This window comes from Cupriavidus sp. GA3-3, from assembly GCF_000389805.1.
GTDB classification, from domain to species: Bacteria; Pseudomonadota; Gammaproteobacteria; order Burkholderiales; family Burkholderiaceae; genus Cupriavidus; species Cupriavidus necator_D.
In genome coordinates, this window is sequence record NZ_KB944478.1 from 1 (window position 1) to 24,463 (window position 24,463).

At 67.6% G+C, this 24,463-nt stretch carries 23 protein-coding genes; 15 read left to right on the forward strand and 8 right to left on the reverse strand.

The window, feature by feature from the left end; genetic code table 11:
• From C265_RS13785 to C265_RS13810, 6 genes are all read left to right on the forward strand, one after another.
• Positions 1-285, forward strand: a 285-nt coding sequence (locus C265_RS13785; RefSeq protein WP_010808907.1) for a helix-turn-helix transcriptional regulator, incomplete at its 5' end; no start/stop codon positions are given.
• A 193-nt stretch (positions 286-478) separates the two neighbouring features.
• Positions 479-1,618 carry an acyl-CoA dehydrogenase family protein gene (locus C265_RS13790; RefSeq protein ID WP_010808908.1) on the forward strand — a complete coding sequence of 380 codons (1,140 nt, stop codon included), beginning with the start codon at positions 479-481 and terminating at the stop codon, positions 1,616-1,618.
• A 38-nt stretch (positions 1,619-1,656) separates the two neighbouring features.
• Positions 1,657-2,844 (forward strand): lipid-transfer protein, encoded by a 1,188-nt coding sequence (locus C265_RS13795; protein WP_010808909.1) that lies wholly within the window; start codon positions 1,657-1,659, stop codon positions 2,842-2,844.
• Between the two features lie 24 nt (positions 2,845-2,868).
• Positions 2,869-3,306: a MaoC family dehydratase N-terminal domain-containing protein gene (locus C265_RS13800; protein ID WP_010808910.1), complete on the forward strand. Its 438-nt coding sequence runs from the start codon at positions 2,869-2,871 to the stop codon at positions 3,304-3,306.
• 14 nt (positions 3,307-3,320) lie between these two features.
• Entirely contained in the window at positions 3,321-3,737 is a 417-nt protein-coding gene (locus C265_RS13805) for a MaoC family dehydratase (RefSeq protein WP_010808911.1), read from the forward strand.
• Between the two features lie 26 nt (positions 3,738-3,763).
• Complete coding sequence (locus tag C265_RS13810; RefSeq protein ID WP_010808912.1) at positions 3,764-4,588, forward strand: SDR family NAD(P)-dependent oxidoreductase; 825 nt, start codon at positions 3,764-3,766, stop codon at positions 4,586-4,588.
• Positions 4,589-4,648: 60 nt separating this feature from the next.
• Here the strand turns inward: C265_RS13810 and C265_RS13815 are convergent, their stop codons facing one another.
• A complete protein-coding gene (locus C265_RS13815) occupies positions 4,649-5,524 on the reverse strand; it encodes a pirin family protein (protein WP_010808913.1) in 876 nt (291 codons plus the stop codon).
• Positions 5,525-5,663: 139 nt separating this feature from the next.
• Positions 5,664-6,242, reverse strand: coding sequence for an acyloxyacyl hydrolase (locus tag C265_RS13820; RefSeq protein WP_010808914.1), 579 nt, complete (start codon positions 6,240-6,242; stop codon positions 5,664-5,666).
• A gap of 238 nt (positions 6,243-6,480) precedes the next feature.
• On the opposite strand from C265_RS13820, the gene C265_RS13825 reads away from it, so the two are divergent.
• From C265_RS13825 to C265_RS13850, 6 genes are all read left to right on the forward strand, one after another.
• Complete coding sequence (locus tag C265_RS13825) at positions 6,481-7,275, forward strand: hypothetical protein (protein WP_010808915.1); 795 nt, start codon at positions 6,481-6,483, stop codon at positions 7,273-7,275.
• Positions 7,272-8,657, forward strand: a complete 1,386-nt coding sequence (locus tag C265_RS13830) for an MFS transporter (protein WP_037024344.1) — start codon at positions 7,272-7,274, stop codon at positions 8,655-8,657. Before C265_RS13825 ends, C265_RS13830 begins: the two co-directional genes overlap by 4 nt.
• 89 nt (positions 8,658-8,746) lie before the next feature.
• Entirely contained in the window at positions 8,747-9,775 is a 1,029-nt protein-coding gene (locus tag C265_RS13835; RefSeq protein WP_010808917.1) for a TGS domain-containing protein, read from the forward strand.
• A gap of 119 nt (positions 9,776-9,894) precedes the next feature.
• Positions 9,895-10,182, forward strand: coding sequence for a GYD domain-containing protein (locus C265_RS13840; protein ID WP_010808918.1), 288 nt, complete (start codon positions 9,895-9,897; stop codon positions 10,180-10,182).
• A 395-nt stretch (positions 10,183-10,577) separates the two neighbouring features.
• Complete coding sequence (locus C265_RS13845; protein ID WP_010808919.1) at positions 10,578-10,871, forward strand: hypothetical protein; 294 nt, start codon at positions 10,578-10,580, stop codon at positions 10,869-10,871.
• Positions 10,872-10,951: 80 nt separating this feature from the next.
• Positions 10,952-12,970 carry a thioredoxin domain-containing protein gene (locus tag C265_RS13850; protein ID WP_010808920.1) on the forward strand — a complete coding sequence of 673 codons (2,019 nt, stop codon included), beginning with the start codon at positions 10,952-10,954 and terminating at the stop codon, positions 12,968-12,970.
• 79 nt (positions 12,971-13,049) lie between these two features.
• On the opposite strand, the gene C265_RS13855 is transcribed toward C265_RS13850, so the two are convergent.
• Positions 13,050-16,964: a BTAD domain-containing putative transcriptional regulator gene (locus tag C265_RS13855; RefSeq protein WP_010808921.1), complete on the reverse strand. Its 3,915-nt coding sequence runs from the start codon at positions 16,962-16,964 to the stop codon at positions 13,050-13,052.
• A 257-nt stretch (positions 16,965-17,221) separates the two neighbouring features.
• Here C265_RS13855 and C265_RS13860 point away from each other — a divergent pair, with 257 nt between their 5' ends.
• The gene (locus tag C265_RS13860; RefSeq protein ID WP_010808922.1) at positions 17,222-18,595 is read left to right on the forward strand and encodes a tetratricopeptide repeat protein; all 1,374 of its coding nucleotides are present in this window, start codon (positions 17,222-17,224) and stop codon (positions 18,593-18,595) included.
• Here the strand turns inward: C265_RS13860 and C265_RS13865 are convergent.
• Positions 18,489-19,376 carry a ShlB/FhaC/HecB family hemolysin secretion/activation protein gene (locus tag C265_RS13865; RefSeq protein WP_010808923.1) on the reverse strand — a complete coding sequence of 296 codons (888 nt, stop codon included), beginning with the start codon at positions 19,374-19,376 and terminating at the stop codon, positions 18,489-18,491. The genes C265_RS13860 and C265_RS13865 overlap by 107 nt on opposite strands.
• Before the next feature lie 339 nt (positions 19,377-19,715).
• Between C265_RS13865 and C265_RS13870 the strand changes: the two genes are divergently transcribed.
• On the forward strand, positions 19,716-20,069 hold the full coding sequence (locus C265_RS13870; protein WP_010808924.1) for a hypothetical protein: 354 nt from the start codon (positions 19,716-19,718) through the stop codon (positions 20,067-20,069).
• Positions 20,070-20,100: 31 nt separating this feature from the next.
• Here C265_RS13870 and C265_RS13875 read toward each other — a convergent pair whose 3' ends face one another.
• Genes C265_RS13875 through C265_RS13885 form a run of 3 tightly spaced genes read right to left on the reverse strand, consistent with a single transcriptional unit; the run spans position 20,101 to position 22,825 of the window.
• Positions 20,101-20,469, reverse strand: a complete 369-nt coding sequence (locus C265_RS13875; protein WP_010808925.1) for a hypothetical protein — start codon at positions 20,467-20,469, stop codon at positions 20,101-20,103.
• Positions 20,466-21,383 carry a DUF2950 domain-containing protein gene (locus tag C265_RS13880; protein ID WP_010808926.1) on the reverse strand — a complete coding sequence of 306 codons (918 nt, stop codon included), beginning with the start codon at positions 21,381-21,383 and terminating at the stop codon, positions 20,466-20,468. Before C265_RS13880 ends, C265_RS13875 begins: the two co-directional genes overlap by 4 nt.
• A 20-nt stretch (positions 21,384-21,403) precedes the next feature.
• Complete coding sequence (locus C265_RS13885; protein WP_010808927.1) at positions 21,404-22,825, reverse strand: DUF3300 domain-containing protein; 1,422 nt, start codon at positions 22,823-22,825, stop codon at positions 21,404-21,406.
• A gap of 340 nt (positions 22,826-23,165) precedes the next feature.
• On the opposite strand from C265_RS13885, the gene ppk2 reads away from it, so the two are divergent.
• Positions 23,166-24,050, forward strand: coding sequence for a polyphosphate kinase 2 (ppk2, locus tag C265_RS13890; RefSeq protein WP_010808928.1), 885 nt, complete (start codon positions 23,166-23,168; stop codon positions 24,048-24,050).
• Here the strand turns inward: ppk2 and C265_RS13895 are convergent, their stop codons facing one another.
• On the reverse strand, positions 24,051-24,452 hold the full coding sequence (locus C265_RS13895) for a hypothetical protein (RefSeq protein ID WP_010808929.1): 402 nt from the start codon (positions 24,450-24,452) through the stop codon (positions 24,051-24,053).
• Positions 24,453-24,463: the final 11 nt, after the last annotated feature.

Consider the following 24,463-nt stretch of genomic DNA (forward strand, 5'->3'; position numbering starts at 1 on the left):
GGCGCAGCGGGCGGCGCGGCCGCGGCTGCCGCGCCCGCCGGCAACCCGGCCCGGGCCGACGCGCGCCTCGAGGAACTGAGCGACCGCGAAGCCGATGTCGTGCGCCTGCTCGGCCAGGCCCTGCCCAACAAGAAGATTGCGCGCACCCTGGGCCTGTCGCCGGAGACGGTGAAATGGCACTTGCGCAACATCTTCCGCAAGCTGGGCGTGAGCAGCCGCGACGAGGCCGTGGCCCGCGCCCGCGACCGCGAGCTGGACCAGGCGCCGCCTGACGCGCCGCACTGACGGCGCAACCGCCCCCTCTCCCTCCCCCTTCCCCAACGCCGCGCAACCCATGCGCGGCCGCCCCTTTGCTGTCTCCGGCCACCTGACGCGGGTGGTGTTCGCGGCCCCCTCCTCCCCGGTACCTTAGCGCCATACCAACGGCCGCATTGCTGGGCTGAGGCAACCTTCCGCAGACCGACATCCGGAGTACTCAATGGAAATCAACCGCAGCATCTATCGTGACGACCACGAGATGTTCCGCACCACCGTGCGCCGCTTCCTCGAACGCGAATGCCTGCCCAGGCAAGCCGAATGGGACAAGGCCGGCAAGGTCGACCGAGAGACCTGGCTCAAGGCCGGCCGCGAAGGCCTGCTGTGCGTGACGCTGCCGACCGAGTACGGCGGCGGCGGCGGCGACTTCGGCCACTCCGCCATCTATGCCGAAGAGTATGCCCGCGCCGGCCTGAGCGGGGTCGGCTTCGGCGTGCACTCCGACATCATCGCGCCGTATATCGCCCGCATCGGCAACGAGGAACAGAAGCAGCGCTGGCTTCCCAAGGTCTGCTCCGGCGAATACATCCTCGCCATCGGCATGACCGAGCCCGGCACCGGCAGCGACCTCAAGGCGATCCGCACCACTGCCACCCGCGATGGCGACGAGTACGTGATCAACGGCAGCAAGACCTTCATCAGCAACGGCCTGAACGCCGACCTGATCATCATGGTCTGCAAGACCGACCCGACCGCCGGCGCGCGCGGCGTCAGCCTGATCGTGGTCGAAGCCGAGCGCGAGGGCTTCCGCCGCGGCCGCAAGCTGGACAAGGTCGGCCAGCACGCGCAGGACACCGCCGAGCTGTTCTTCGACAACGTGCGCGTGCCGGTGGCCAACCTGCTGGGCGAGGAAGGCAAGGGCTTTGCCTACCTGATGGCCGAACTGCCGCAGGAGCGCCTGTCGATCGCGGTCAGCGCCGCCGCCAAGCTGGAGGTCTGCCTGGAACACACGCTGGCCTACGTCAAGGACCGCAAGGCCTTCAGCCAGACCGTCTGGGACTTCCAGAACACCAAGTTCAAGCTGGCCGACATCAAGACGCAGGCGATCTCGGTGCGGCTGCTGGTCGACCACTACCTCGGCGAGCACATCCGCCGCCGCCTGACGCTGGAAGAAGCGGCCATCGCCAAGCTTCATGCGACCGAAGTGCTGGGCACCGCGCTGGACCAGATGGTGCAGCTGCACGGCGGCTACGGCTACATGATGGAGTACCCGGTGGCGCGCGCCTTTGCCGACATGCGCGTGACCCGCATCTACGGCGGCACCAGCGAAGTGATGCGCGATCTGATCGCGCGCAAGCTGTAAGCACTGACCCCAAGACAAACAATCATCGGAGCACACCTATGACTCGCAAGGTTTTCGTCGCCGGCGCCGGCATGATCCCGTTCAAGAAGCCGGGCAGCAGCGACACCTATGACGTGATGGGCGCAACCGCCGTGCGCCAGGCGCTGGAAGACGCCGGCCTTGGCTATGAGGACGTACAGCAGGCCTACGCCGGCTACGTGTATGGCGACTCGACCTGCGGCCAGAAGGCGCTGTACCAGGTCGGCATGACCGGCATCCCCGTCATCAACGTGAACAACAACTGCGCCACCGGCTCGTCGGCGCTGTTCCTGGCGCGCCAGGCGGTGCAGAGCGGCGCGGTGGACTGCGCGCTCGCGGTCGGCTTCGAGTTCATGCAGCCCGGCGCGCTGAAGTCGCGCTGGGACGACCGCGCCCCGGCGCTTGAGCGCGCCATCGGCCTGGTGGACGAACTGGTCGACCGCAAGGACCTGCCCAATGCCATCCGCCAGTTCTCCGGCGCCGGCAAGGCCCATATGGAAAAGTACGGCACCAGGCTGGAAACCTTCGCCAGGATCCGCGCCAAGGCCAGCCGCCACGCCGCCAACAACCCGCTGGCCGTATTCCGCAACGTGCTGACCACCGAGGACGTGCTGGCCGCGCCGGCGCTGTGGGAAGGCGTGCTCACGCGCCTGATGGCCTGCCCGCCAACCTGCGGCGCCGCTGCCGCCATCGTGGTGTCGGAGGAATTCGCGCGCAGGAAGGGCCTGAAGACCGACGTGCTGATCGCCGGCCAGTCGCTGACCACCGACCGCCCCAGCACCTACGACGCACGCGACATGATCCGCGTGGTCGGCTTCGGCATGACGCGCGAAGGCTCGCAGCAGGTGTATGAGCAGGCCGGCGTCGGCCCGCAGGACCTCGACGTGATCGAGCTGCACGACTGCTTCGCGCAGAACGAGCTGCTGACCTATGAAGGCCTCGGCCTGTGCCCGGAAGGCGGCGCCGAGAAGCTGGTCAACGACGGCGACAACACCTACGGCGGCAAGTGGGTGGTCAACCCGTCAGGCGGCCTGCTGTCCAAGGGCCATCCGCTGGGCGCCACCGGCCTGGCGCAATGCTACGAGATGGTCCAGCAGCTGCGCGGCACCGCCGACCAGCGCCAGGTGGAAGGCGCACGCCTGGCCCTGACGCACAACCTCGGCCTGGGCGGCGCCTGCGTGGTCACGCTGTACCAGAAGCACGCCTGAGCACACTGACACAGGAGTCCATCCATGATCGACAAGAAACACATCGGCAAGGTGGTGGCGGATTTCCGCGCCTGCGCACCGGCCAGCCAGCTGCGCTTCTTCGCCAAGGCCACCGGCCAGACCGATCCGGTCTATCTCGACGAAGCCGCCGCGCGCGACGCCGGCCACCCAGGCCTGCCGTTGCCGCCGACCTTCCTCTTTTCGCTGGAACTGGCCGGGCCGGCGACCGGCTGGCGAGATGAGCTGGGCATCCGCATCGACCGCATCCTGCACGGCGAGCAATCCTTTGCCTACCACCGCATGGCCTACGCCGGCGACACCCTGCACTTCAAGTCCACCATCGCCGACATCTACGACAAGAAGGGGGGCGCGCTTGAATTCGTAGTGCGCGAGACGCGCGTGACCAACCAGGATGGCGAGCACGTGGCAGACCTGCGCAGCGTGCTGGTGCATCGCACTTGAACCGGAGAACCCGCATGAGCAAACTAGGCTTCGACCAGGTCAAGGTAGGCGACACCCTGCCGCCGCTGACGCTGGAGCCGGTCAACCGCACCACGCTGGCGCTGTTCGCCGGCGCGTCGAACGACCACAACCCGATCCACATCGACATCGATTTCGCACGCAAGGCCGGCAACCCCGACGTGTTTGCCCACGGCATGCTGGCGATGGCCTGGCTGGGCCGCTTGCTGACGCAGTGGGTGGACCAGCGCCAGCTGCGCCAGTTCGGCGTGCGCTTTGTCGGCATCACCCACCTGGGCCATCGCATCACCTGCACCGGCCGCGTGGTGGAGAAGCTGGAAGTCGACGGCGAGAAGCGCGTCAGGCTGGAAATCCAGACCGCCAACCAGTATGGCGAAAGCAAGATCCTCGGCGACGCCGTCGTTGCCCTGTAAATCCAATCAAGCACAAGGAGTCTGAAATGGGAGCACTTGAAGGCAAGGTGGCACTGGTCACCGGTTCGGGCCGCGGCATCGGCAACGCCATCGCCATGCGGCTGGCACGCGAAGGCGCGCGCCTGGTCATCAATGACCTGGACGCCGAGCCGGCGCAACAGACCGTCGAGGAACTGAAGGCAATGGGCGTCGAAGCCGTGGCCTGCGTGGGCAACGTGTCCGCACCGGACTTTGCCGACCGCTTCATCAACACGGCGATGAGCAATTTCAAGAGCATCGACATCATCGTCAACAACGCCGGCTTCACCTGGGACGACGTGGTGCAGAAGATGAGCGACGAGCAGTGGTACGCCATCCTGGACTGCCACATGACCGCGCCGTTCCGCATCCTGCGCGCCGCCTACCCGCACATCAAGGCACTGGCCGCCGCCGACAAGGAAGCCGGCCGCGAGGTGTACCGCAAGATCGTCAATATCTCGTCGACCTCGGGCCTGAACGGCAATGCCGGCCAGATCAACTACTCCGGCGCCAAGGCCGGCGTGATCGGCATGACCCGCGCCATGGCGCGCGAGTGGGGCCGCTTCAACGTCAACGTGAATGCGGTGGCGTTTGGGCTGATCCACACCCGCATGACCTCGGCCGACGCCAAGGCCGGCGCCACGGTCAACATCGAAGGCCGTGAAATCCGCGTCGGGCTGAATCCGGAGATGCTGAAGTCGCACGCCCAGCGCAATCCGCTTGGCCGCGGGGGCACCCCGGAAGAAGCCGCGGGCGGCGTGTACCTGTTCTGCTCGCCGGATTCCAACTACATCACCGGCCAGGTGATCGCGGTCGCCGGCAACGTGCAGTAAATCCAGCCGCACTGAAGCGGGGGCTCGCGTTGGCGAGCCCCCCGTTGCTGCAGCAGGCGCCTACCGGCCGCCCGCCGCGATGCTGCCGAAATGACCGCTGCTGAAGTCGCGGAAGGCATCGGCGATCTGCTCTTCAGTGTTCATCACGAACGGGCCATGGCCGACGATCGGCTCGTCGATCGGCTCGCCGCTGAGCAGCAGCACCACCGCGTCGGTGCTGGCTTCGATGTTCACATCCTCGCCGGCACCGTCCAGCACCACCATCTCGGCATCCCGCACCGTCGCCTCCGCGTTGACGGTGATCTTGCCGCGCAGCACCACCAGCGCGGTATGCCAGCCCTCCGGCAGCGCCAGCCGCGCGCTGGCACCCTGGTTCAGGCGCATATCCCACACATGCATCGGCGTGAAGGTGCGCGCCGGACCGGCCTTGCCCGCGTACTCGCCGGCGATCACGCGCACCGTGCCGGCGCCATCGGGCATCGGCACCACCGGGATATCGCGGTCGACGATGGCCTGGTAGCCGGGCGTGGTCATCTTGTCGCGCGCCGGCAGGTTGACCCACAGCTGCACCATTTCCAGCGCGCCGCCGCTTTGCGTAAAGGCCGGCGAGTGGAATTCCTCATGCAGGATGCCGGCGCCCGCCGTCATCCACTGCACGTCGCCGGGGCCGATCACGCCGCCCTGCCCGGTCGAGTCGCGATGCGCGACCTCGCCCTTGTAGACGATGGTCACGGTCTCGAAACCGCGGTGCGGATGCTGGCCAACCCCGCGCGGGCGCTGCGTCGGCGTGAAGTCGGCCGGCCCGGCATAGTCCAAAAGCAGAAACGGGCTCAGTTGCTTGCCGTGGCTCATGTACGAAAACATCGAGCGCACCGGAAAGCCATCTCCGACCCAGTGCTGACGCGGTGCGCTGTAGACGCCCAGAATGCGCTTCATGTCTGATCTCCGAGTATGCCGACCGATAGCGGCAGGCAATGATCCATGGAGCAATGATAGGAGCTGCAGCCGGCGCGCGGTAGACCGTGGGATTGCAATGCAGTGTCCTGTGGCTGGAACGATGCCCGGCCGCCGTCCGTCAGAAGCGGTAGCGCACGTAGCCCATGCTGAAGTTGGTGCCGGGATTGGGCTGCCTGATGCCGGCATTGGACAGGTGCTGGAAGCGGTAGCCGATGGCAAGCCGCTGCGCCTTGCCGAAGGCAATGCCCACGCCGACCATGTCAGAGAACTGGAACGCCGAGCCCATGCGATGGCCGTCGGCGATCTCGGTATGGCTGAGCACGCGCAAACCCACGGAGGCTTCAACAAACGGCGTCGCGTACTCGCCCGCATAGCTGAGGCGGAAGATCGGTGACACGCCGAACTCCGTCAGCTGGCTCGACGGCCGGGACGACAGCGCCCGCCAGTTTGCGAGATTGACCTCGCCGTCCAGGGACAGCGCAAGGCGGCTTGACAGCTGCCACTGCACGATATCGTCCCAGCGCGCGGCCACTTCGTATTTTTCAACGCCGTGGCGGTTGTCGCGGCCATAGCCGCCCTGCATCGAGAAGGTTGCCGCGTCGGCGGCGGCCGGAAGCGCGCACAGGCAGGCCGCAAACGGAACGGCGGCAGCAAGGTGCGCCAGCCGGCTTGATGGGGTTGCTATCTTCACTGACATCCGTGGGTTTCGGGCAGCGTCGACGTGTATCGCGGCGCTGCCACTTTGTTTTGATCACGGCGCTCGAAGATAGCAGCCCTTCAGATTTGCGGAAGCCTGCCCGAAGCAAACACAGTGTTCCAATGCCGAAACAATGCGACGTCATGACCAAGGAATTGGCAAAGCCACAGACAATTGTCGAAACTTGGTAGTACGCGGCTGTCACGGGGCCGCCCCCCACAAGCGCAAGGAGGCCATCATGCGCGCCTGCCGACAAGCCCGCCCTGCCGCCAGGGCCGCCGCAGTCTGGCTGCTGGTGGCGGCCATGGCCACCGCGGCCTGGCTGCTGCCGCGCATCGCGCAGCCGCCGCAATACCATCGTTATGCCGACCCTTACGTCTGCTTCGGCACGCCCCACTGCCTCGACATCGGCTCCAATCTGCTGTTCCTGCTCGCGGGCGCGGCAGGCCTGCGCTATCTGGGCACCACGGCTGCCAGCCGTGCCTTTATCGCGCCGGCCGAGGCCTGGCCTTTCCGGCTGCTTTTCTTCGCCGTCTTCCTGGTTGGCCTGGGCTCCGCCTATTACCACCTTGCGCCGGACAACCAGCGGCTGGTGTGGGACAGGGCCCCGCTGGCGTTCGCGCTGATGTCCTGGCTGGGCGCCAACCTGTGCGAGCGGGTCAGCCTGAAGGCCGGCTTGCGGCTGCTGCCGCTGCTGCTGATCGCAGGGCCGGCCAGCGTCGCCTACTGGGCATGGAGCGAGGCCCGCGGCATCGGCGACCTGCGCCCTTATCTGCTGGTTCAGGCATCGGCCATGCTGGTGGTGCCACTGCTGCTCTGCCTCTATGCGCCGCGCTACACTGGCGACCGGGATGTGCTGGCCATCACCGGCTGCTATGTGCTGGCCCTGGCTTGCGATGTGCTGGATCACCAGATCGCCGCGCTCACGGGGCTGGTCAGCGGGCACACGCTCAAGCACGTGTTCGCGGCGCTGGTCGTCTATGGCGTCTTGCTTCGGCTGAAGCGGCGCCGCATCGTGGAGGAAGGAACATGACCGTGCCCCAACCTGGTGGCCACGCTCGCGAGCCCAGCGAGCCCACTGCCCTGGGCGTCGACGTACGGCCGCGCGAAGTGTGGGCATGGGCCATGTACGACTTTGCCAACTCTGGCTACACCACCGTGGTCATCACCGCGCTGTTCAATGCCTACTTCGTCGCCGTGGTGGCCGGCAATGCGTCCTGGGCCACGCTGGCGTGGACCGCGGCGCTTTCGCTCTCCTATGCGCTGGTGGTGCTAAGCGCGCCGCTGGTCGGTGCCTACGCCGACCTGCGCGCAGCCAAGAAGCCACTGCTTGCGGTGACGACGGCGGGTTGCGTGGTGTTCACCGCCCTGCTCTATTTTGCGCAGCCCGGCACCCTTGGCCTGGCCATCCTGTGCGTGGTCCTGTCCAACTTCTTTTTCGGCAGCGGCGAAAACCTGATCGCAGCCTTCCTGCCGTCGCTTTCCACCACCCGGGCCCTGGGCAGGGTATCGGGCTGGGGCTGGAGCCTTGGCTATATCGGTGGCCTGGCCACGCTGGGCGCATGCCTGCTCTATGTCAACTGGGCCAGCGCACGCGGCCACGTCGCCAGCCAGTTCGTTCCCGTCACCATGCTGATCACGGCGGCCATCTTTGCCCTGGCGAGCCTGCCGACCTTCCTGCTGCTGCGCGACCGCGGCGCGCCACGGATCGCTGCGTCCGCGCCGGCTGGCGAACAGGCCTGGGCCAGGGTATGGCAACGCCTGGGCCAGCTGCGCCAGTTCAGGGACCTGCGCCGCTTCCTGCTGTGCACCCTGTTCTACCAGGCCGGCATCCAGGCAGTGATCACGCTGACCGCCATCTACGCCAACCAGGCCATGGGCTTCACCATGCAGCAGACCCTGACCCTGGTGCTGGTGGTCAACCTGACGGCGGCGGCCGGCGCCTTCCTGTTCGGCCCTGTGCAGGACCGCATCGGCCACGTGCGCGCCATTGCCCTGACGCTGCTGGGCTGGATCCTGACCATCCTGCTGGCGCACGCCGCGCGCGAAGCGCCGCTGTTCTGGCTTGCCGCCAACGTGGCCGGCCTGTGCCTGGGCGCCGCCCAGTCCGCGGGACGGGCCATGGTGGGGCTGCTGGCCCCGCCCTCGCGCGCGGCCGAGTTCTTCGGTCTGTGGGGCCTGGCGGTCAAGCTGGCCTCGATCGCCGGGCCGCTGACCTATGGCATGGCAAGCTGGCTGACGGGCGGCGATCACCGGCAGGCGCTGCTGGTCACCGGCAGCTACTTCGTGGTCGGGCTGGGCCTGCTGTGCGGGGTCAACACCATGCGGGGCCGGCGGGCTGCCTTGCGCGCTGAGCGGATGGTCGGGCTGGAGACCGGGTACGGAGCCGCCACTGCCGGCCCCGCTTGCCATTAGCAGCACGGACGGCAGACTAAAATGAAACTGCCCTTTGGCGATTGGATCGCTCTTTCGGCTTCCGGACGCTGAAGCTCTGGCGACAGCCCATGCCAGCAAACCTCACTCCAGAGTACAAGCAGGCCGAACAAGCCTATCGGCTGGCACGCCAGCCGCGCGAGCAGCTCGAATGCCTGAAGGAGATGCTCCGTGTCATCCCGAAGCACAAGGGGACGGAGCATCTGCAGGCCGATATCAAGTCGCGCATCAGGGAGCTCACGCAGGCATCTGCGGGCCACGGGAAGGCCGCTCACAGAGGGCCGGCACATGCGGTGCATGCCGAAGGCGCGGCCCAGCTCTGTCTGATCGGCCCGCCCGGCGCGGGAAAATCCAGCCTGCACGCAAGGCTGACAGGATCGGGCAGCGAGGTCGGAGCCTCCCCCCACCCTACGCAGGTGCCGGTCCCCGCCATGTTGCCGTTCGACGACATTGCTTTCCAGCTGGTGGACCTGCCACCTGTATCGGTCGAATTCATGCAACCCGGGCTCACTGACATATTGCGGGCGACAGACGGCGTACTGTTGGTGGTCGACCTGAGCGCGCCAGACTGTACCGAACAGTTGGCGTTGATTCTGCGGCGCCTCGCCGAGGCAAAGATCATCCTGTCGGAGCGCTGGCCGGGTCAGGCCGACAGCCCTGGGGCGACGGCGGAACCGGCGGCTGACCCGTTCAGTGTTCACCTCCCTGCGCTGCTGCTGGCCAACAAGACCGATCTCGCCAATCCGGAAGACGCGGCCGTGCTCGAAGACCTGCTCGGTGTAAGCTTTCCGGCGCTCGCAACCTCGGCCATCGACGGGCGCGGACTGGCCGAGGTCGGACCGTTCCTTTTCAGGGCTCTGCGCATCGTGCGTGTCTACACCAAGGCACCCGGGAAACCTGTCGACCAGCGCCGGCCTTTTACGATGCGCCGCGGCGACACCGTGCTGGATGTCGCCTTGCAGGTGCACCCCGATCTCGCAAGTACGTTCAAGTTCGCCCGCATCTGGGGGAGTGGCAAGTTCAGCGGCCAGCAGGTGGGCGCCGATCATCCGGTAGCCGATCGGGACGTGGTGGAACTGCATTCGCAGGCGCATGGATGATCAAAGCCATCGTCGCAGCAGGCGAGCGCCGATGACATAGACTGAAAGACCTGCGGCCGGTTGTTCCCGCATGACTGCCGTGCCGGTTTGCGGAGCAATTTCTTGCACGGAGGTATGCCATGACTACATACGTCATCCTCAGCCGTCTCGCTCCTGATGCGTTCACGGATCCCAAGGACATGAAGCAGCTCGCCGCCACGGTGGCCGAGAAAATCAAGTCTGAGTGCCCTGCCGTCACCTGGAAGGACAGCTATCTGACACTCGGGCGCTTTGACGTCGTGGACATTGTCGAGACGGACGACCTGAAGCAGCTCGAGCGGGCGGCGTTGATCATCCGGGGCTATGGACACGCCGCGACCGAGACGCTGCAAGCGACGCCGTGGGACGAGTTCATCGCGGCCCTGTAGCGCAGATCGATGGATCAGGCGGCTCGCGCACAGCCAGATTCAGGTTGACCTGATCGTCGGCTGCCCTATACTTAAAGTGCTGGCTGAGACACGCTTGAGTAAAGCGAAGGTAGGTCAGCCAAACGATCATGCTTCCTGGATGATCTGCCAGATGAAGCGTGATCGTGCAGGCCACATATGCCTGCAGGTCCGGACCGGATCATAAGTTGCTGACCCGGTTCGGATGCACCCAGATTGAAGTGCTGAGCACCTGTGGAAGGTGCTCTTTTTATTGGCGGCATACGGGGCGACGTTGACCACTCGCCTCGCGCGCCGCCATTGAGCGATTCGGGTAATGCAAAAGTGGACGGATCGGATCAGAGCCGTACCTGATCCGAACTGAAACAAGGAGTCGCATGCGCGCCCGCTCACGCCCTCCCGACGCCGGCTACCGCTGGCTGTGGCAGCTGTCTGCCGCCGGCTGGGGTCACTGCGGCCTGGCCTATGTCAGCGGCGCGCTGCTCGCACCGCGCTGGTGGCCTGCAAGAGAGGCCATGCCCCTGCGCGACCGGTATTCTTCGCGGCGCACGGCGCTGGTGCTGTACACCTTCGCCTATCGTGGCGGTGGAGCACCCGCCGGCACCATGCCACCGCGCGATGGCTTTACCTGGCGGCACCAGTGCTGGTCACAAGGGGTTGGGGTGGCCTGATGCCGGAAACCCGCCACGCGCTTGCCGGGCGCCCTGTTCTGCGCCACAGTGGTCCCACCGGGCCCAGGCTGGAGACCATGATGACAAACCGGCTCGCCACAGAAACCTCGCCTTACCTCCGGCAACACGCGGAGAATCCTGTCGACTGGTATCCCTGGTGCGAAGAGGCGTTTCGCCGCGCGCGCGACGATGACAAGCCGGTCCTGCTTTCCGTCGGCTACGCCACCTGCCATTGGTGCCACGTCATGGCGCACGAATCGTTCGAGAATCCCCGGATCGCCGGCCTGATGAACGATCGGTTCATCAGCATCAAGGTCGACCGGCAGGAGCGTCCCGATCTCGACGATATCTACCAGAAAGTCCCCCAGATGATGGGACAGGGCGGCGGCTGGCCGCTGACGGTATTCCTGACGCCGCAAGGAGAGCCATTCTACGGCGGCACCTACTTTCCGCCCGATGACCGCTATGGCCGCCCCGGGCTCGCGCGCGTGCTGCTGAGCCTGAGCGAAGCCTGGACGCATCGCCGCGAGGCACTGCGCGACACCATCGAGCAGTTTCAGCAGGGGTTCCGGCAGCTGGACGATGCGGTCCTGAGCCGTGAAGACGCGGAAGAAGCCGCGGAAGTCCAGGATCTGCCCGCGCAGACAGCCCTCGCGCTCGCGCGCAATACGGACCCGACCCATGGCGGCCTGGGCGGAGCGCCCAAGTTTCCCAACGCAAGCGCGTACGACCTCGTGCTGCGCATCTGTCAGCGCACGCATGAACCCGCGCTGCTTGATGCGCTGGAGCGCACGCTCGACGGCATGGCGGCCGGCGGCATCCATGACCAGCTCGGCGGTGGCTTCGCCCGCTACAGTGTAGACGAACGCTGGGCCGTGCCCCACTTCGAAAAGATGCTTTACGACAACGGCCAGCTCGTCACGCTCTACGCCAACGCCTATCGCCTGACGGGAAAGCAAGCCTGGCGCCGCGTATTCGAGGGAACGATCGCGTACATTGTGCGGGACATGACGCACCCCGACGGCGGCTTCTATGCCGGCGAAGATGCCGACAGCGAAGGCGAGGAAGGCCGCTTTTATGTCTGGACAGCGGCCGAGGTGAAGGCAGTCCTGGGCGAATCCGAGGGAGCCCTGGCGTGTCGCGCCTACGGCGTGACCGAAGGCGGGAACTTTGAACCCGGCAGATCGGTGCTCCAGCGTGCCGTCACGCTGACTCCCCTGGAGGAGGCACGGCTGGAAGGCTGGCGCGAGCGGCTGTTGGCTGCGCGCGCCCAGCGCGTGCGCCCCGGGCGCGACGACAACATTCTCGCCGGGTGGAACGGTCTCATGATCCAGGGACTCTGCGCCGCTTACCAGGCAACGGGCAACCCCGCACACCTCGCCGCCGCAAGGCGTGCCGCCAGCTTTATCCAGGACAAGCTCACCATGCCGGACGGCGGTGTGTATCGGTACTGGAAGGACGGCACAGTCAAGGTGCCAGGGTTCCTGGAAGACTATGCCTTCCTGGCTAACGCGCTGATCGACCTCTACGAATCCTGCTTCGACAGGCGATACCTTGATCGCGCAGCCGAACTCGTGGCGCTCATCATCGATAACTTCTGGGACGACGGGCTGTATTTCACGCCCAATGATGGCGAGCCATTGATACACAGGCCTCGCGCGCCGCACGACGGCGCCTGGCCGTCCGGCATTTCAGCCAGCGTGTTCTCCTTCCTGCGCTTGCATGAACTCAGCGGCGAGGATCGCTATCGTGACCTCGCCGAGCACGAATTCCAGCGCTACCGGGCTGCCGCCAGCGCGGCCCCGGCCGGCTTCGTGCACTTCCTGGCCGCCGCGGACTTCGCGCAGCGCGGCGCGTTCGGGATCATTCTTGCCGGCGACAAGGCGGCGGCCGCCGCCTTGGTGGAAAGCGTTCACCGCACCTATCTTCCGGCACGCGTGCTGGCATTCGCCGAAGACGTTCCCGTCGGCCAGGGGCGGCTCCCGGTGGACGGCCGGCCGGCAGCCTACGTGTGCCGCCATCGCGCCTGTAGCGCGCCCGTGACCAGCGGCGAGGCACTGCTTGAACGCTGCGCGGGGTTGACGGTGAGCCCTCAGTGAATCTGCATACCACGCATGGCATGAATCCGCTCATGATGCCTGCTGCTACAGGCGTTATCTGCGAGCGCAGGAATTTCGATCAGGACCGGCCTGATGCGTCCGACTCGATACGCGATGTCGCTGCCAGCCTCTCCAGTGCAGCATCGATGGCACCCAGGGACTCATTCAGACCTGCCGCATGCGCCTCGTCCCTGAGCAGCCGTAATCGGGCAAAAAGGGGCGGCGTGGTCCCGGCCCCCTGTTCCCGTCCGGCGCATATCAAGGCGCGGCCCCTGCGGATCAGAAAGTCTCCCCACGGAAACGGCTCATGCTGCATGTAATCCTGCAGCGCTGCCAGGTAGCGTTCGGCTTCCTGCCACCGGCGCGCCGCCAGTGAAACGTCGATCGCAGCTTCGAGCAGATCGACGTGGCAATGGCTCACGCAGCCCTGGGCCAGAATGGCCTCGCCCTGGCGCAGGGCGTCGAGCTGCTTGTCCGGATCGCGCGTAGTGCGCGCCAGGAACGCCAGCACGGTTGGCCCTGAATACCGCACGCCGCTGGCGTGGCTCAGTTGCAGCGCCTCGTCGAGCACGGACTCCGCCTCGTCCACCTGGCCGAGCGCGCCAATGGCGAGGCCAAGCCGCGCCAGCACTTCCGCCTCGAAGCGCCGGGCCCCAAGCCGGCGCGTCAGCGCCAGTGCCAGCCGCGCGTGCGCTTCGGCACCCGGCCAGTCGCCGGCGAGCTGTGCGGTCGACGCCATCACGTCATAGGCCAGCATCTCGCTGCGCGCATCGCTGATCCGCCGCGCCAGGCGCAGCCCTTCCTCGCAGCTGGCCTGCGCGGCCGCAAGTTCGTTGCGGAACAGTTCCACCGCGCCCACCATCGGCAGGTTGGCACATTCGATGCGGATGAAGCCGTGCGCCCGCGCCAGCTCGACGCAGCGGACAAAATGCGCATGCGCGGTCAGCATGCGGCCTTGCTGGTAGTACGCATCACCGAGGCCGCCCAGCGCACGCGCCTCGCCCAGCACCGATCCGGCCGCCCTCGCATGGCTGAGGGCGCGCTGGTGGGCGGCGAGGCACTCTTCCATGTCGCCCTTTGGGAAATAGAGATTGCCGCGCAGCGATTCGATCTCGGCCAGCCGCTCGGGCTGGCCCAGCGCGGCGGCGGCCTGCTCCGCCTCGCGCAGCGCCGCCAGGGCTTCGTCATAGCGGTCGAGCAGGCGCAAGGCGGCCGCCGTGCCAAGCCACACCCGGGCCCGCTGTGCCGCATCGCTCGCCAGCAACTGCGCTTGCCGGAACGCCTGCAGCGATTGCGTCGGCAGGCCCAGGTCAAGTGCCAGCTCGCCGTGCAGGCAGGCAAGCGTGTGCCTGCAGGCGTCGCCGCTATCCAGGCGCTGCGCACGCTCGACCAGGCGCAATGCGCGCTCGCCGCGGAAGTGCGCCGCCTCATGGCGCGCCGCGGCGGCATAGGCCTCGGGCGCGCCGGGATCGCCTGCGGCATCCAGGTGCTCGGCCGCCAGCGCCGGATTCCGGCCTTCGTACCAGGCGGCCGCGCGCCGGTGCAGATTCTGCCGCCGCGACTTGAGCAGCGAGGCGTACACCGCCTCATGGATCAGCGCGTGCATGAACAAATAGTCTTCGCCTTCCGGCCGGGCCATGGCCTCCTGCACCAGGCGCTCGCAAGCGTACGCGGGGTCCTCGAGCAAATGCCGCAGCGCGGCCGGGCCAAAGCGCTGGCCCAGTACGGCAGCGGCCTGCAGCGCCTGGCGGTCGGCGGTAGAGAACCGGTCCATCCGCGCCAGCACAATGCTCTGCAGCGTGCCGGGCAACTCGTCCGCACCCGCCTCCGCGCCGCGCAGCAACTGGTCGAGAAACAGCGGATTGCCCTCAGCCCGGCGAATGCAGGTAGCGGCCACGGCAGGATCGACCTGGCGATGGCAGGCTGCCAGTTCGTGCGCCTCGGCATCGTCGAGCGGCCCGAGGTCGATGGTGGTCAGCGATGCTCCCTGGCTGGTCGCCCGCCAGGCCGCATCGAGCGGGTCATGCTCGGGCCGTACGGTCAGCACCAGGATCAGCGCATGGCTGCGGGTTGCCGCGGCCAGCTGCGCCAGGCAATCGAGCACCGTGCGCTCGGCCCAGTGGACGTCTTCGACCACGATCAACTGCGTGCGCACCACGCTGCGGCGGGTGGCCAGCGTCACCATCAATCGCTGTGCGCCGCGCTGCCGGCTGGCGGCGTCCATCGCGGCCAGTGCAGCGGCCTGCTCCTGGGACTGGGGCTGCTCGAACATGTCGCGGGCGAACCCAAGCTCATCCTCGCCGAGTTGCCAGGCCGCGAGCGCTTGCTCGATGGCCGCGCCTGTCGCTGCTTCGGCGGCGGCGCCATCCGCGCCCGTGCGAGGCGCGACGCCCAGCAGATTGCGCGCGAGCATGCGCAACGGATCGCCGCCGCTGCCGGCGCCGAAGTCGAGCACCAGCGCCCGGTGTGCCTCCAGGCCATGCTCGCGCGCCAGCGCGACGAAGCGGTCGGCGAGCCGGCTTTTGCCGATGCCGGCCTCGCCGCGGATCAGCACGACCCGGCCATGGCCGGAACGCAGGCAGCTGTCGGCAACGCCGGCGAGCTGGGCCAGCTCCGCTTGCCGCCCGACGAACGCGTGCTGCGCCGGCGCCTGTTCCACCCCGAGAAAGCGCCGCACGCGCCAGAGCGGAATCGGTTCGGCCACGCCGGGGAGCACGGCGTGCGCCACGCAGTCCGCTTCCAGGCGTCCGGGCAGCGCCTGGTAGACCCGATTCGACACCATGGTTGCGCCAGGCTCGGCGCGCTCCATCGCCTGCAAGGCCACGCTAACCGGCCCGCCGGTCAGCGTCATGCCGCTTTCGCGGCAGGCGGCCAGCACCTGGCCGCTGGCCAGGCCTACGCACGCCAGCAGCCTGGCGTTGGCGGATTCCGCCAGCCGCGCCAGACCGGCATGCAGCGCCCCGGCGGTATGCAGGGCGCGCTCGGCGTCGTTCCCATGCGCCACCGGAACGCCAAACACGATGGTCAGCCGGGTGCCGATTTCATCGGTGATATGGCCGCCGCAGGCGCTGGCCAGTGCCCTGGCATGCTGGCGCCAGCGCGCAAGGGCATCGTGCAATGGCTCGGGCTCCAGGCCAGCGCTGCTATCGTCCAGGCTGGCTACCAGGACCACTGCGTGGCGCAGTTGCGGCTCGGCAGCCATCACGGCGCAAGCAGGTGGCACCGCGGCACCGTCGTCACCGGCCGCAGCCATGCCAGCCACCGGCTCGCGGCGGGCCCGCAGCATTGCCTGGTACAGCGCCTCGGTCTCGGGCTCAGGCGATACCCCGAGTTCGCGTTGCAGTGCCGCCCGGCACAAGCGGTATTGCTTGAGCGCCAGCGCCTGCCGGCCCTGGCGCTCATACAGCCGGATCAGCGTCCGGTGCACGTCTTCCTGCAACGGGTCGAGGGCAAGGAGCCGGGTGGCAGTGGCGATGGCCCGCTCCGTCTCGCCAGCCTGCTCGTGGTGCGCCAGCAACCTGGCCATGACCGCCAACGCCACGCCGCGCAGACGCTCGCGTTCGATCGCCAGCCAGTGGTCGAACGCCGGCGCGGCGGCATGAAAGCCCTCCAGCAAGTCACCCCGGTACAGCGCCGCGGCGCGCTCCAGCGACGCGGGCGTGGCTTCCCGGGCACACTGCTCGAACTCGCACACGTCGACCTCGATCTCGCCTAGCGTCACGCTGTCGCCTTCTGCCAGCACCACGTGCTGGCCAGCTTCTTCCAGTGCGCGCCGCGCCGCGCTGAGTGCCTGGCGCAGGCTGCTGCGCGCCTGCTCGGTATTGCTTTCGGCCCAGCACAGTGCGGCCAGCTTGTCGCGCGGCTGGGCGCGCCCTTGCGCCAGCGCGAGATAGGCCAGCACGGCGCGCGCCTTGCGGGCAGAAAGCGAAATCGGCGTTCCGTCTGCAGAACTCAGCTGGAAGCCGCCGAACAGGTCAAGACGGGCACGGGCCATGATAGGGAAACCGGAAAACCCATCATTTATAGGCGACGGCACGGGCCAACGCGCGCCTCGCCAGCGCAAAGAGATGAAGCCGGTACTTCCTTGGCCTGCCGCAATTTTCACGCTTCTTTCACGCTGGATTGCCGGGCCCGTTCACGGCGGCTCCCTAGTATGACGACAACCCCGGGCCGCGTGGCTCCGACATAGCGGACGAACAGGGGCTGCCATCGAGGCAAGGGCTGCCTCGGTCACACTGGAAGGATTGCGTCATGACACATACTGACTCGCGCGGTGTTTCGGTCTCGAGCACCAACACCAACTCGCTGGAGCGCTTCGAAGCCGCCCTGGAATTGCTGCATGGCTACTATGGCGACCCGCTTACGGTGATCGACCATGCCCTGGCCGACGATCCGGGCTTCGTGATGGGCCATGCCATGCGCGCGGGGATGATGATCACGGCTGGCGATGGCACCGTGGAGCCGATGCTCAGGCAGAGCGTCGAGGCAGGCGAAGCGCTGTCCGCCAGCGCCAACGAGCGCGAGCGCCGGCATATCGCGGCGGCACGCGCCTGGCTGGATGGCCACTTCGCGCGCTCGATCCAGCTGTACGGCGACATCGTGGTCGACTATCCGCGCGACAGCCTGGCGCTGCAGATCGCCCATATCGGGGATTTCCTGCTCGGGCAGTCCACCCTGCTGCGCGACCGCATCGCCCAGGTGCTGCCCCACTGGACTACGCGCGTACCCGGCTTCGGCTACGTCCTGGGCATGCATGCGTTCGGCCTGGAGGAAACGAACTTGTACGAGCAAGCGGAGGAACGCGGCCGCTTCGCCCTGGAACTGAACCCGCGCGATCCCTGGGCCATTCATGCGGTCGCCCACGTGATGGAAATGCAGGGCCGCCAGGATGAAGGCATCGACTGGCTGAGCGGGCGCGCCGCCGACTGGTCGCAGGACAATATGATGGCCGTGCACAACTGGTGGCACCTGGCGCTGTTCCATCTCGAACTCGGCCATACCAGGCAGGTGCTGGACATCTACGACGCGCATATCCGCGAGAACCACTCCGCGGTGGCGCTGGAGCTGATCGATGCCTGCGCCATGCTGTGGCGCCTGCACCTGCGCGGCATCGACGTGGGCGAGCGCTGGAACGAAGTCGCCGACACCTGGCAGGCACGCGGCGCCGAAGGCTACTACGCCTTCAACGATACCCATGCCGCCATGTCCTATCTCTGCGCCGGGCGCGACAGCGCCCTGGCCGGCCTGCTTGCCGGCATGCGCGCTGCGGCAGGTGGCAGTGGCTCCAACGCGATGATCACCCGCGAGGTCGGCCTGCCGGTGACCGAGGCCCTGCTCTCCTTCTCGCGGCAAGACTACGACCACGCCATCGAGCTGCTGCTGCCGGTGCGCCAGATCGCGCATCGGTTCGGCGGCAGCCATGCCCAGCGCGATCTCATCAACCTGACGCTGATCGAGGCGGCGTTGCGAGGCCAACGCGCCAACCTGGCCTGCGCGCTGGCGGCCGAGCGCATGGAACTCAAGCCGATGAACCCCAGCCTGAGCAAGCTGGTGCAGCGCGCTTCAGCGCTCCAGCGCGAAGCGGCGGACGGCCAGGGGGAGGCAGTCGCGGCGAAGGTGGCGTAGCGGAAACCCGACAGGTCGATATCGCCGTCAAGGTGCAGGTCGCCGTCCGGCGTGGCGCTGACGATCTCGACTCCGGGGCGCAGATGACGCCCAGCTGGCCGCGCTCGGTCTGGGTGAAGCCCGCATAGGCAAGCGTGATCGGCGCGTACTTGAGCGGCACGGTGTCGCCGGCATTGCCCAGGCGCGTGACCTCTTCGTTGTCCTTGAAGTCCACGCCCAGGCTCAGCGTATGCCACCATGCCCCGGTGTCCGGCACGGTATAGGTGCCGCGCAGGCCGACGGCGTGGCCCGTGCCCAGCACGCTGGTGCCGTTCACCGTGGCCACGTTGCTGTCGGAAAGATAGCCCGACGCCTCCACGCTCCAGTTGCTGCCGCGGATCGGCGCCACATAGGAGCCGGACCACACCTGGGTCTGGTTCAAATCCTGTGGCGCGCCGAAGAAGCTCACTGAGGCGCTATGGCCCAGCTGCCAGAGGTTGTCGTGGCCCAGCGAGGCGAAGGCGCGCAGCTCCTTCGTATCGGCGCTGTAGTCGTTGTTCAGGCCAACGCTGGCGCGCCACGGACTGCTGTCGTCGACCTTCAGGTCGACGACCATGGTGCCCGGCATCGCGCCCTGCCACACCAGCGCCACCACCTGGCGCTTGGCACTACGGTTCAACGCAGTCAGCTCTGTCTGCGCCTGCGTGAAATCAGGCACCACGCCTTCCGCCAGCGCCGGCACCTGCTCGCGCACCTCCCGCGGCGAGTTGTACTCGGCACCGACCACGCGCACGCGGCCCACGCGGGGTCATGCATTGGATTGACTCAAGCTTCTTGTTCGAATCGATTGCCGCCGCGCCCCTGCCGCAACGCCCTGACCAAGGGCACGGCAGGCGCGCATCCGGTCGCAGGACATGATGGCGTGCCCTCATGTCAGCATTGCGCAGGGTGCCTAGACGGACGGCACTGGCGCCGCCTGTCGTTTGTCACAAAAGATTCATCGAGGACGAAGGAGGGAGGCGCGGGGACAGAGTCAACGGCAAATCCCTGCGCGAGGATGGTCCCCGCGAGCGCAGCCTGCTGGCTATACTGCAGCGGCTTCGCCGGCGTCCTGCCTGGCGGCCAACGAAGGAGGTATCGGATGCGGACCTGGCTGACGCTATGCGCCGTTGCGGCGCTTGGACTGGTCGACATGGTACCCGCCGCCGCTGCGGGACCCGCGCCCTGCGTCGAGGTCGAGGTCAACGGCGAGCGCGCGCCTTCGTTCCCGTGCCTGACGCAGAAGCTGCAACCTGCCAACGCAGGCAGGCCGGCACGGCCTGACAGCGGACTGGCGGCCGAGGCGATCGCGCAGCGGCCCTCGAACCAGCTCGGCCTTTATAACGAGGCGGCCACCAGCCATCGCATGGGCAACACCTTCGGCACGTCGGTGTATCCGCAGCGCCCGGCCAGTCCGGCGCCGGGGGCGCCGGTCATTCCGCGCGCGCAGCCTTGACTGGTAGGCGGCAACGGCGGCGCAGCGCGCCTCAGCGGCCCATGCGCGCGTCGTAGCTGCGCGAGATGCGCTCCAGCAGACGCGGATCCGACGGGTCGGTGCCGTCGAACTGCACCCGCACCGTGCCGTCGGCCTGGCGGCGCACGCTGGCCCTCACCGGCAGGTTGTTGCGGGTTCCTTCCACCGTGCCGGCCACGGCATCCTCGGTGCTGATCGCCACGCCCTGGTCGCGCATGGCGCCGGCGGCCGCGGCAAAGGCGCGGTCGTAACGGCTGGGCTGCAGCCCCGGGTAGGTGGTCGGGACCACCTCGGCAGGGTAAGGGTAGGGATAGCATGCCGTCAGCACCGGCACTACGGCGAACACGGCGACGCCCGCCAGGAGCCCGAGCCCATGCTTCATGGCGTCACCTTGCTCCAGCCAGGGCCGGGATCGAAGGTCTTGGTCGCCGCGGCCTTGCCGGCGCTGTCGGGCCCCAGGTCGCGCTCATAGACCTGGCCATCGTGGCTGACCATGAAGCTCTTCACGCCGGTATCGCCATACCGCACCGGCCAGGCCAGCACGGCGAAGCCGCCGAACAGCTTGCCATTGACGACATAGTTGTACGCGCCGCCGGGTGCGTTGGGGCCCTGCGCGGTCAGCAGCTTGTAGTGATAGCCGTAGTAGCCGCCCTGCCCGGGGTTGCGCTGGCCGGCCGTGAGGAACGCGGCCCCGAGCGGGCTGGGCGGTGCGCCATCCGATGTCGGCCAGTACAGCCCGTCCTGCTTGCCCGGCGTACTCGCAAGCTTGCCCGCGTAGGCCAGCAGGCCGTCGCCGTCATGGTCGGTCCGGGCGTATTCGCGCTGGGCGTCATAGACCGCGAGCATGGCCTGGATCACCGCGAGTTCATTGCGGCCGATGCGGCGTATGCGCATCTCGTCGACCCCGGCACGCGTATCGAACTGCCAGCCCTTCGATGTCTTCACCAGCGGCACTGGCAGGGTCCAGCCGTCATTGCCTACGGCGATGCGGGCATGGCTGTCGCCCTCTGGCTTGACCGCATGCGAGATCCGCCAGGCCTCGAGAAAGCGGTATCGGATGTCGGCGCCGACTGGCGGGATCAGGTCGTGGAACCTGGCGCCCAGCAGCACCTTCATGGCATCGTCGTCGCTGGTGGCGACCGCCTCGCCAAAGGCGTTCATGGCGGCCTCGGGGGTTTTGAAGGGCTTCTGCGCGTGCGCGGCGTGCATGCCGGCAACGGTCAGCGCGAGCGCAAGCGCCAGCGCGCAGGCCAGGCGGCCAGGCAGGGATCGGGCAAGGCTTAGTGGTGACGTCATGATCGAGGCTCCCTGGTCCGCTAGCGCCTGCCACCGCGTCCGCCACCGCCACGGCCGCCGCCGCCGAAGCCGCCGCCACCACGGCCCCCGCCGCCGCTGAAGCCGCCGCCTGCGCGGCCTCCGGCCGACTGCATGCTGGAGCGTCCGCGATCAAAGTCGCGCTGCGACGCCGCGCCGCCGCCCACGCCCTGGAAGGCGTTGTCCCGCCCGCCACCGCCGCCGCGGTCGGCTACGGTGGTGGCCCGTTCACCGCCGCCCCGCGACCGGTCGGCGGCCCCCGCGCGGTCCGATGCACCGGCCCGGTCAGATACGCCGCCTCGATCGGAAACTCCGGCCCGGTCAGAGACCCCGGCCCGATCACCACCCCGTTCGCCAGCGCGATCTCCGACCCGGTCTCCTGCCCGATCACCCGCCCGGTCTCCGGCCCGATCCCCGGCACCCGGCCGCTCCTGCCCGCCTGCCCGGTCGCGCGCCGCGCGGTCGGACACGCCGGCACCGCCCTCGCGACCGCGGAACTCATTGCGCCGGTCCCCGCCTGGCACATCGCGCGAGAATTTCTCGCGGGTGGCGTTGTCGCGGTAGGCCACGCCCTGGCGGTGACTGGCGTCATGCTGCCAGCGCCCGCCCGCCTGTACCTTGGTGCGGTCAAAGTTGCGGTCGATATTGGTGGCCCGGTTGACATTGATGTTCACGTCGCCGCCGCCCCAGTTGCAGTTGCCGAAGATCGCCCCGGCGGCGGCCAGCCCGATGCCCCAGGCAAAGCCCGTGGCCAGCGCGGCGCCCGGGTAGTAGGCGGGATAAGGCGGCCAGTAGTACGGCGGGTAGGACGGATAACCCCAGGAGCCGTAGACCACGGTGGGGTTGTAGGCCGGGACGTAGATGACCTGCGGGTCGGCCGGTTCGATGCGCACCACGGTCTGCACGCCTGGCGCCGCCGTGGTCGCGGGCTCGACAATGACCTTCTGCTGTTCGGTGGTCTTGAGGTTGCCGGATTGCTGGGCCTTGTTGCGCAGCCGCTGGACCGCGGCCAGCACGTCTTTCTCCTGGGCCAGGAAGGCATCGCCCAGCTTCTGCGTCCAGTCGAGCTTGTCGTTCATCGGCTCAAGCACCTGCGGGAAGGCCACCAGCGACTTCACGCTGACATCCCAGGGCTGGTCGGCCACGGCCTTGACCGCGGCGTCGCCCTTGACCTTGGGATTGGCCTTGACCCAGCGCGCCGCGTGCACGATCTCCAGCGGATAGGTGGAGGCCATCAGCACCTGCGACAACACGGAATCGGGATAGAGCGCGATCGGCGCGACCAGCGCCTCAAGCTCCTCGGGTTTGAAGGTGGGGGGCGGGTTCTGTAAGTCTTGGGCAGCGGCGCCGCCCGCTCCCGCCACCAGCGCGACAAACAGCCATGCGCAGCCGGACCTGAGCAGCCGCCTGACCAGAAAGGCCATGTTCCCTCCTCGCAGCCGGTGACGGAGCCATCCGAGGCGTACTGGGGCAGCGCGCCGGGCTGGAGGATGTTCTCCTGCCGCGCGCCATTGCCAGCCGGCATACAGAGCGGATATTGCTCCATACGCGCTACGAAGGTAGTACGGAAGACATTGAAATTCAACCGAATTCCGGTCGCCGCCCGGCAAGGGTTGCGACAGGAAAACGGATCGGCATGAGGATTTCCCCCGATTTTGTTCCTATCGTAGAAACGAGCCGCCAGCGCGCATGCAAGCGGTACCCCCAGGTTTGAAGGTGCATGACCGGACCCTCAAGGCACCGGTACGTCAGTGGAGGAAGATCATGGCCAAGCGAAAAGGGAAGCGCCACGGCGGCAACGGGAGCCAGGCGGAGCCGCCGCGCGAACCAGGCCCGGCTGACAGCCTCGACGAAAAGCCGGACCAGCAGCAGCGCGAGCGCATGTCGGAGAAGGAATACCAGAAGGCGCTCTTCACCCTTCATGTCGAGCTGGTCAAGCTGCAGCAATGGGTGCAGGCCAGCGGCAGCAAGGTCTGCGTGGTGTTCGAAGGGCGCGACGGTGCCGGCAAGGGCGGCGCTATCAAGGCCATCACGGAACGCGTCAGCCCGCGCATTTTCCGCGTGGTCGCCCTGCCCGCGCCGACCGACCGCGAAAAGAGCCAGATGTACGTGCAGCGCTACCTGCCGCACCTGCCCGCCGCGGGAGAGATCGTCATCTTCGACCGGAGCTGGTACAACCGCGCCGGCGTCGAACGCGTGATGGGATTCTGCACCGAAGCGCAGGCCGACGAGTTTCTGCGCGCCGTCCCGCTGGTCGAACGCGCCATCGTGCATTCCGGCATCATCCTGATCAAGTACTGGCTCGAGGTCAGCCCGGAGGAGCAGACCCGCCGCCTGCAGGGACGCATCAAGGACGGCCGCAAGGTCTGGAAGCTCACTGACATGGACTTGCGCTCGTACAGCCGCTGGTACGACTATTCACGCGCGCGCGACGCCATGTTTGCCGCATCCGATACCGACTATGCCCCGTGGCATGTGGCCAATTCCAATGACAAGCGCCGGGCGCGCCTGAACATCATCACGCACCTGCTGGCACAGATCCCGTACCAGGCGATCGAACGCAAGCCGGTCAAGCTGCCTGCCAGGCAGAAGGCGGGCGGATACCGGGAGCCCGACTATCCCTATCGGTACGTCGAAGACCGGTACTAGCTACTTCGGCAGCTTGCGCGACCTCCAGTTGCCGTCCTTCTCCTTGCAGTACCACCCGGTCCAGGCTTCGGTTTCGCCGGCCCGGCGGAATTCACTGCGCAGTTGCCGGCAGCGGTCGCCGTGGTCGCGCCGGGACTGCAATGGCGTGAAGGAACCTTCGACCTGCCGCTCGCGCGTGTCGGGCGGCAGCCTGAACGTCATGCGGGCGCCGTCGGCGCCCTGCTCCAGGGTCCTGCGGAAGACAGCCGTCAACGCCGTGAGCTGGTCCTGGGTAAGCGTGCCGACGATGGTGCCGCCCAGGTAGTGGTCAAAATAGGCAACGGCCGGCCCCGCCGACATTGCACCCGCCAGCATTGCGGCACTGCATGCCAGCGCGTGCAGGATCGTGTATCGCCTGTTCATCTTGCCTCCTC

Bases quoted from the DNA above. Each gene is read 5' to 3' on its own strand.
- C265_RS13790 (WP_010808908.1), top strand. From the start codon at position 479: ATGGAAATCAACCGCAGCATCTATCGTGACGACCACGAGATGTTCCGC.
- C265_RS13795 (WP_010808909.1), top strand. From the start codon at position 1,657: ATGACTCGCAAGGTTTTCGTCGCCGGCGCCGGCATGATCCCGTTCAAG.
- C265_RS13800 (WP_010808910.1), top strand. From the start codon at position 2,869: ATGATCGACAAGAAACACATCGGCAAGGTGGTGGCGGATTTCCGCGCC.
- C265_RS13805 (WP_010808911.1), top strand. From the start codon at position 3,321: ATGAGCAAACTAGGCTTCGACCAGGTCAAGGTAGGCGACACCCTGCCG.
- C265_RS13810 (WP_010808912.1), top strand. From the start codon at position 3,764: ATGGGAGCACTTGAAGGCAAGGTGGCACTGGTCACCGGTTCGGGCCGC.
- C265_RS13815 (WP_010808913.1), bottom strand. From the start codon at position 5,524: ATGAAGCGCATTCTGGGCGTCTACAGCGCACCGCGTCAGCACTGGGTC.
- C265_RS13820 (WP_010808914.1), bottom strand. From the start codon at position 6,242: ATGTCAGTGAAGATAGCAACCCCATCAAGCCGGCTGGCGCACCTTGCT.
- C265_RS13825 (WP_010808915.1), top strand. From the start codon at position 6,481: ATGCGCGCCTGCCGACAAGCCCGCCCTGCCGCCAGGGCCGCCGCAGTC.
- C265_RS13830 (WP_037024344.1), top strand. From the start codon at position 7,272: ATGACCGTGCCCCAACCTGGTGGCCACGCTCGCGAGCCCAGCGAGCCC.
- C265_RS13835 (WP_010808917.1), top strand. From the start codon at position 8,747: ATGCCAGCAAACCTCACTCCAGAGTACAAGCAGGCCGAACAAGCCTAT.
- C265_RS13840 (WP_010808918.1), top strand. From the start codon at position 9,895: ATGACTACATACGTCATCCTCAGCCGTCTCGCTCCTGATGCGTTCACG.
- C265_RS13845 (WP_010808919.1), top strand. From the start codon at position 10,578: ATGCGCGCCCGCTCACGCCCTCCCGACGCCGGCTACCGCTGGCTGTGG.
- C265_RS13850 (WP_010808920.1), top strand. From the start codon at position 10,952: ATGACAAACCGGCTCGCCACAGAAACCTCGCCTTACCTCCGGCAACAC.
- C265_RS13855 (WP_010808921.1), bottom strand. From the start codon at position 16,964: ATGGCCCGTGCCCGTCTTGACCTGTTCGGCGGCTTCCAGCTGAGTTCT.
- C265_RS13860 (WP_010808922.1), top strand. From the start codon at position 17,222: ATGACACATACTGACTCGCGCGGTGTTTCGGTCTCGAGCACCAACACC.
- C265_RS13870 (WP_010808924.1), top strand. From the start codon at position 19,716: ATGCGGACCTGGCTGACGCTATGCGCCGTTGCGGCGCTTGGACTGGTC.
- C265_RS13875 (WP_010808925.1), bottom strand. From the start codon at position 20,469: ATGAAGCATGGGCTCGGGCTCCTGGCGGGCGTCGCCGTGTTCGCCGTA.
- C265_RS13880 (WP_010808926.1), bottom strand. From the start codon at position 21,383: ATGACGTCACCACTAAGCCTTGCCCGATCCCTGCCTGGCCGCCTGGCC.
- C265_RS13885 (WP_010808927.1), bottom strand. From the start codon at position 22,825: ATGGCCTTTCTGGTCAGGCGGCTGCTCAGGTCCGGCTGCGCATGGCTG.
- ppk2 (WP_010808928.1), top strand. From the start codon at position 23,166: ATGGCCAAGCGAAAAGGGAAGCGCCACGGCGGCAACGGGAGCCAGGCG.
- C265_RS13895 (WP_010808929.1), bottom strand. From the start codon at position 24,452: ATGAACAGGCGATACACGATCCTGCACGCGCTGGCATGCAGTGCCGCA.